This window comes from Candidatus Cloacimonadota bacterium, from assembly GCA_020532355.1.
GTDB lineage: Bacteria > Cloacimonadota > Cloacimonadia > Cloacimonadales > Cloacimonadaceae > UBA5456.
Map to the genome: position 1 here is coordinate 1 of JAJBBD010000017.1, position 6,148 is coordinate 6,148.

Genomic DNA, 6,148 nt, shown 5'->3' on the forward strand with positions numbered 1-6,148 from the left:
TCGTCTTTGCCATCAATCGCATGAATAAGCTTAAGCTGAGCGATAAACCCCAGCACGAGGTGGATTTTGATTCCAGAACCTACTTTGAAAGTGGCTTTGGTATCTATACCGGAGAGGTGTTTCCGGTGAAACTTCAATTCTTTCCACCCACAGCAGATTACATTGCTGAACGAATCTGGCATCCTGAGCAGAAACTTACACTGCTGGAAGATAAATCCATCATCCTGGAAATGCCGGCTAACTCACTAAGTGAAATGAAAAAGTTTGTGCTAAGTTATGGGGCGAAGGTGAAAGTGCTTGAGCCGGAGGAGTTGAGGGAAGAGACAAGCAAAGAGATCATGAGCCTGTACGAGATGTATAATTTAGACAAAAGAAAGGAGTCTTAATGGATGAACATGATTTGACCTCGCCCAAGCAAGAACCGAAGATACAGCTCAATGAAAGATTTGATGCTGCAAAGCGATCCATGTCTGACCAAATACTACCCCAAACACCAAGGTTCTGTATGGAGCATGATGTGATCCTTGATCATGACACCAAATTACGAATAGAGGAAGCCATCAATAAAATCAAATATCATAAAACCATTTACAAAGAATGGGGGTTTGGGGCGGTAGATCCTGATGGTTCTGGGCTTAGCTTAAACCTGTACGGAAGACCGGGAACAGGAAAAACTATGACAGCAGAAGCAATCGCGGGGACTCTGGAACAACCATTCCTCAATATAAGTCTTGCAGATTTGGAGAGCAAGTTCATGGGCGAAACATCAAAGAATATTCAAACAATTTTCAAAACTGCCTGCGATTATCAGGCAGTAATATTCTTTGATGAAGCGGATACTCTTTTGGGAAAGAGGCTTGCGTCGGTTACCCAAGGAATTGATAACGAGGTTAATGCCTGCAGGTCCACCTTGCTCATTGAACTTGAGAAGTTTGAAGGAGTAACAATATTTGCAACGAACTTTGTTGAGAATTATGATAAAGCCTTTCAAAGCAGAATCAGCTACCACATACACATTCCTATGCCTAATGAGGACGCAAGAAAAGCAATTTGGAGAAGATTCCTGATTCCTACAATACCATATCAGGATGATGTAGATTCAATCATAGAACTGGCAGCTAATGAATCCGATGGCTTTAGTGGTAGAGATATCAGAACGGCTATGCGCTTGGCGTTACCGAAGATCTTTTCACACACCACGGACACAGAGCATAAAGGGCTTTCATGGGAACTGATGGAAGTAGCAATAGCTGAAGTAAAGAAGGCTCAAAACGAAGTGGGCCAGTATGTAAATCCAAGAACGAAAACGAGTATTGAAAACGCACGTTCCCTAATGGGAATAAAAGAAGGAGAATGAAATGAGTTGGTTATCTGATGCATGGGATGGTTTTTGCTCAGTAGCAAGTGATGTCTGGGAAGGAGTAAAATCCGTAGCCAGGGACGTGGTTGAGTGGGTTGCTGATAAAGCATCGAAAGTCATTGATACTGTAAAGAAGGTTTGGGATATCACCAAAAAGTACATCAAGCCGGTTTTGATTGTGGCGATGAATTTGATTCCCTTCCCTCCTCTTAAAGCAGCCATAGGTTTTCTGGTAAAAGCAATTACATTTTTAGAGAAAGTGTTAGACCACCCTCTGGCTCAAAAGATTAGAAAGGCAATTCAATGGTGTATTGATACCGCAAAGAAGATTAAGCGCGTGTTCCTGTCCGAAAAGGACAGAAGAGAAGCTCTTGAGCGTAGAAAGTTATTGGATCAGGCCAGCAAGGCCTTGCCAGAGAATAGTGAAGAGAAACAAGCAGTTGCCATTGCGAGGGTTATCAACGATTTTGTGATACTCCAATCCGAGATTGAAGACTATTTGCAGGAAACCACTACACTGGCAGATTTTGACCACTATCTGAGGCTCAAAGCAACCCGCAAGCTATTGGAAATGATAGAATCAAGGCTGAGAGATCAGGGCGTGAAAATGTTTGATGTAACAGATGATGATTTGTTTGTTCTAGAGACAGGATACAAACTGATAGGATTGAATCCGGTGCTTAGCTATGAGGAAACAGTTAGGCTTGATGGGATTGTTTTCCAGCATGTTGGAAAAAATCTCTACTCATATGTGTTTGAGGAATTGCTTTTTGCCTGGCACATGGAGAATGAAGAGCGAGCAAAGTATGTCGAAGAAATGAAGAAGCTGGTAGCAAAAAAGAAGGTTGAATTGCGAAGCGTGGAGGCAAAGATCAAGTATGGTGAAGAAGTAACAGAAAACGTTGATTCTCTGAAGAACAGCTTGGAAGGTCTGGAATCTTTAAAACAGGAAGCTGAATGCGAATACAACGAGTACTGCATGATTTTGAATGCCTCAGAAGGTTACCTACAGATTTTGGAAGATTCAGCCAAAGTGAAGCACGATTCATACATCTTGGATCAAAGTGAGAAAGTGGGCCAGTTAATATTGCAATGTCTTGAGTTTGATAAGCCCTTCTATGCATTAGCTGAAGAAGACAAAAGCCTCATAATCGATTTTGCCAATATCTTTAGAGAAGATCTGATGAAAAGGAACGAACTTGTTCAAATAGGAGTGTCTTAGTAATGAATCTTATGCTTGATTTGTGGAGTGTTGCAAAGCTTTTTTGGCCAGGCGATCTGGTCCAATGGCTTTTTGCATTCGTGATGGTTGGACTTAGTGGATGGTCCATCTGGGCTGTTAAAAAGTATGGCACAGAAAAGGAGTGGGAAAAGAACTGGACAAACAGTGCTGCTAATATTGATGATGATGATATTGATTCAGAGCAAGGTTCTGTGGTGGAATTGTGCAGTGTTGTTGCTACCAAACATGAGAGATTTGCCGAATACTTACCAGGGATGCTACTAACCCTTGGCTTATTAGGAACATTTATTGGGTTAGCCACATCTATCAATGAGGCAGCAAACATCATGAGCAAGGGTTCCGATACGATGGCCGATATTTCTGTAGTTTCCCAACATCTTTCCAGCACATTGTCAGATATGAAGGCTATGATGGATGGTATGGGTACTCAGTTCAAAACATCTATTTGGGGCATTGTCTGTTATCTGTTGATCAAGTTTGTTTATAGCAGAATGGGTTTTGAAAGTAGAAGAATGCGCTGGACCATCATCCGAATGAACAAAGAACAAGATAGAAAAGAATCCAAAGCTCACAAGGTGTTAGCAGAGCACTTCAGCAAAATGGTGGACAATGACAATAGAAACAGTGAGACCATGATTGCAACTCTGGAGCGCTTGCAACAGGCACAAATCGATGCTCTGGTTACACATATGGGTACTCTAAGGAAAGAGATCGGAGAAATTACAGCAAAATCTGATGCTCAATCTGAAAAGCACCATCAGGAGCTGATGAATGGCATGAACTCTTATAGAGATCAAACTACATGCTCGTTGACAGAGGTTCGATCTGAAGTAGAGTGTCTAAACCAAAGCAATGTATCGCAAACTGATATCTTGAACAATCAAATTGGTTTACTAAGAAATGATCTTGGAGAAATTACAGCAAAGTCTGATGCTCAATCTGAAAAGCACCATCAGGAACTTATGGCAAGCCTGAACTCAAACAAGGATCAAATGTCCCACTCCCTTGAAGATGTGCGATCCGAAGTTAAAAATCTCACACAAAGCAATATAACCGGCTTGAATGGCGTCAAAGATATGGTTATGGAGCAAATCAAACTGTTGAACAATAACATCAGCGGATCGTTAACCCAAATCCGAAGTGAGAACAAACAGCAAAGCGCTCACCAAGTTACAGCCATTCAAAGCCTGAGTGAAAGCTTCCAAAGCGGTTTCCTCAGGGTTGAAAACAGCATTAAGGATAGTAAAGAATCAAATAGTGATGCTTTAGGTAAGTTGCAGGCAAAGCTGGAGAATATGCTTGGAACAATCACAACAATAGCGCAAAATACATTAGAGCATGCCAATATCCTTAGCACTGAGATAAAGACCTTTACTCAAAGCACAAAAGACTCCATGAAAGCTATTGATTCTGCTGCCGCCAAATTTGGAAATTCATCAATCGCTCTTGCTGAAAGCGTGGACAAATTGGACAACAAGATAGGTGCAGTGCTGGAGAAAGTGAGTAGCGAGCTAAATGGTTCCATCGAGATGATGAATGCCGGTGTGGAATCTGTGTTATCCAGCACGAAGGCTGCTATTACGGAATCAATCGAAGGACTTCGGGGCATAATGATGCAGGTCTCCAATGATCTACAGGATAAAGTAGATGGTTTTGGAGGCTTGATCAACAACACGAACGAAGGCCTCATCAAAGCCATCGGAGGAATGCAAAACGAGATTGGAGTAGTATTGGCCAGTGTAGATTCGAATCTGAATACTACGGTGAAGAAGATGGATGAAGGATTCAGCCATAATTTGGTGGAGACACAGAAATCTCTGGAAAAAGCTGTGGCTTCCATCGATATATCTGTAAATTTCATGTCATCTCAGATACAAGAGCAGTTAACAAACTTCTCCAATGGCATGTCTCAAGCCACAGATGGAATCACTACCACTATCAATCTAATGCAACAAGGTATTAATGGAGTTTTGTGTGACATGAAATCCGATTTGGAAGGTACTGTGAATCTGATGAACCGAAACATAACACAATCTACAGCATCACTTGACAGTGCAGTAGGCAATATGTCCAGTTCAGTTGCCAGTTTGCAGGATGGCATTACCCATTCGCTGTTGAAATTTGACGATACCATGAAGGGGGTGATTGAGGAGCAAAGAGGTGTTTTCAGTATATTCGAAGCTAGCACCCAAACAACATTGGTAAACATGGAAGAGGTAACCGGAAATATAACTTCCATCGGCAATACGATGGTGTTAGGTCTTCAAGCTGTCTCAAGCAGCAATTTGATGTTGAAAAGCTATCTGCATGATCTTACAGGGATAATTAGCGAGAATAAGAGTATTCTGGATTATCTAAACAACATTATTGAGTCATTGAACAACCATAGCTGCAATCTGGAAATTCTCCTCTCGGATATAAGCATGAACTCTAACGATGATCAAAATCGACTGGATGCCTAATATGCTCAACATACCATACAACGCTCCGAGGTGTGCATGAAAAGCAATACAAATGAATGGATATCCATCTCAGATCTTATGGCTGGGATAGTTTCAGTAATAGTAATGCTTTTGGCTGTGTCCATACTACAGCAGCTCATTAGCTCGCTGATGAACAAAATGAACGAGCAGCAAGATGTGGTTGTGCACCAAAAAATGGTCGATGAGATATTTGGCGAGATCAAAGACGATTTTCAAGGGGCAAGGATTTCAAAATTGGTTAGATTCGATAATGAAAAGGACAAGATCATATTCACTGATGGAATATTCCTGTCGGGTAGTGCCAAAGTAACTACAGAAGTGCAGCAGGCTCTCAATAGCGCTAAGCCCAAAATTATCAGGTATCTTTCGGAGCTTGAAAATTGTCTCATTTATATTGAGGGACACTCCGATAATACTCCTGTAATACATCCTGTCATCAACAAGGAAAAGTACGGAGCAGTATATGATGATAACTACACTCTGTCTGCTGCGAGAGCAAGAGAAGCCAGAAACGTATTATTGGGTGAACTGCCAGAAGAGTTTGCTAATCGAATAATAGTAGCTGGGTATGGCTCTTCACGACCATTGCCAGGAACAACCCCCAGTGATCAAGCCAATCGCAGGATTGAAATCAGATTCGTGTTAGAAGCAAAAGAGAAGGCCGATAATGAATCAACCACAGCTGACAACCGATAACAACCCAGTCTACCTAGCAACTAAGGAGGATCAAGAATGTTGTTCGGTAAGAATCCGATAATCTCCATTTTGTCTAATTATCCGGATGTCATCCTTGCTAAACCCCTTTTAAGTCAAATTTCGAGTAGTTTTTTAAAGGAAAGGGTTAGTCCCGTCAAGGGGTCTATTGTACTATGCGACCTTGTGTTCGGTGAATTTCACAGTGGTGTATATATTGGTGATCATGAAATTGTGAACTTAGAGGGTGATGGCAGCATTGAGATTGTTACACCTGAAGGATTTTTGAACCGCATTGGGGGATTGACCAATGCCAAGGCAATCTATGTGTCTTGCGATGAGGTTGGAGATCCGGTTGGCAAGAAATCA

Annotated in this window: 6 protein-coding genes; all 6 read left to right on the forward strand. The window is 41.6% G+C overall.

From position 1 onward, the window contains the following. Positions 1-386 (forward strand): WYL domain-containing protein (locus tag LHW48_00495; GenBank protein MCB5258940.1); only part of this gene is annotated, 386 nt, incomplete at its 5' end. Then, positions 386-1,357, forward strand: coding sequence for an ATP-binding protein (locus LHW48_00500; protein ID MCB5258941.1), 972 nt, complete (start codon positions 386-388; stop codon positions 1,355-1,357). The genes LHW48_00495 and LHW48_00500, both read left to right, overlap by 1 nt. A 1-nt stretch (position 1,358) precedes the next feature. Beyond that, positions 1,359-2,582, forward strand: a complete 1,224-nt coding sequence (locus tag LHW48_00505) for a hypothetical protein (GenBank protein ID MCB5258942.1) — start codon at positions 1,359-1,361, stop codon at positions 2,580-2,582. Between the two features lie 2 nt (positions 2,583-2,584). Then, positions 2,585-5,065 (forward strand): hypothetical protein, encoded by a 2,481-nt coding sequence (locus LHW48_00510; protein MCB5258943.1) that lies wholly within the window; start codon positions 2,585-2,587, stop codon positions 5,063-5,065. Positions 5,066-5,101: 36 nt separating this feature from the next. Further along, entirely contained in the window at positions 5,102-5,782 is a 681-nt protein-coding gene (locus LHW48_00515) for an OmpA family protein (GenBank protein ID MCB5258944.1), read from the forward strand. Positions 5,783-5,965: 183 nt separating this feature from the next. Further along, on the forward strand, positions 5,966-6,148 hold a 183-nt coding region (locus tag LHW48_00520; protein ID MCB5258945.1), incomplete at its 3' end, for a hypothetical protein.

Excerpts from the sequence above, each read along its gene's own strand:
- LHW48_00515 (MCB5258944.1), top strand. The coding sequence starts at position 5,102 with ATGAAAAGCAATACAAATGAATGGATATCCATCTCAGATCTTATGGCT.
- LHW48_00510 (MCB5258943.1), top strand. The coding sequence starts at position 2,585 with ATGAATCTTATGCTTGATTTGTGGAGTGTTGCAAAGCTTTTTTGGCCA.
- LHW48_00500 (MCB5258941.1), top strand. The coding sequence starts at position 386 with ATGGATGAACATGATTTGACCTCGCCCAAGCAAGAACCGAAGATACAG.
- LHW48_00505 (MCB5258942.1), top strand. The coding sequence starts at position 1,359 with ATGAGTTGGTTATCTGATGCATGGGATGGTTTTTGCTCAGTAGCAAGT.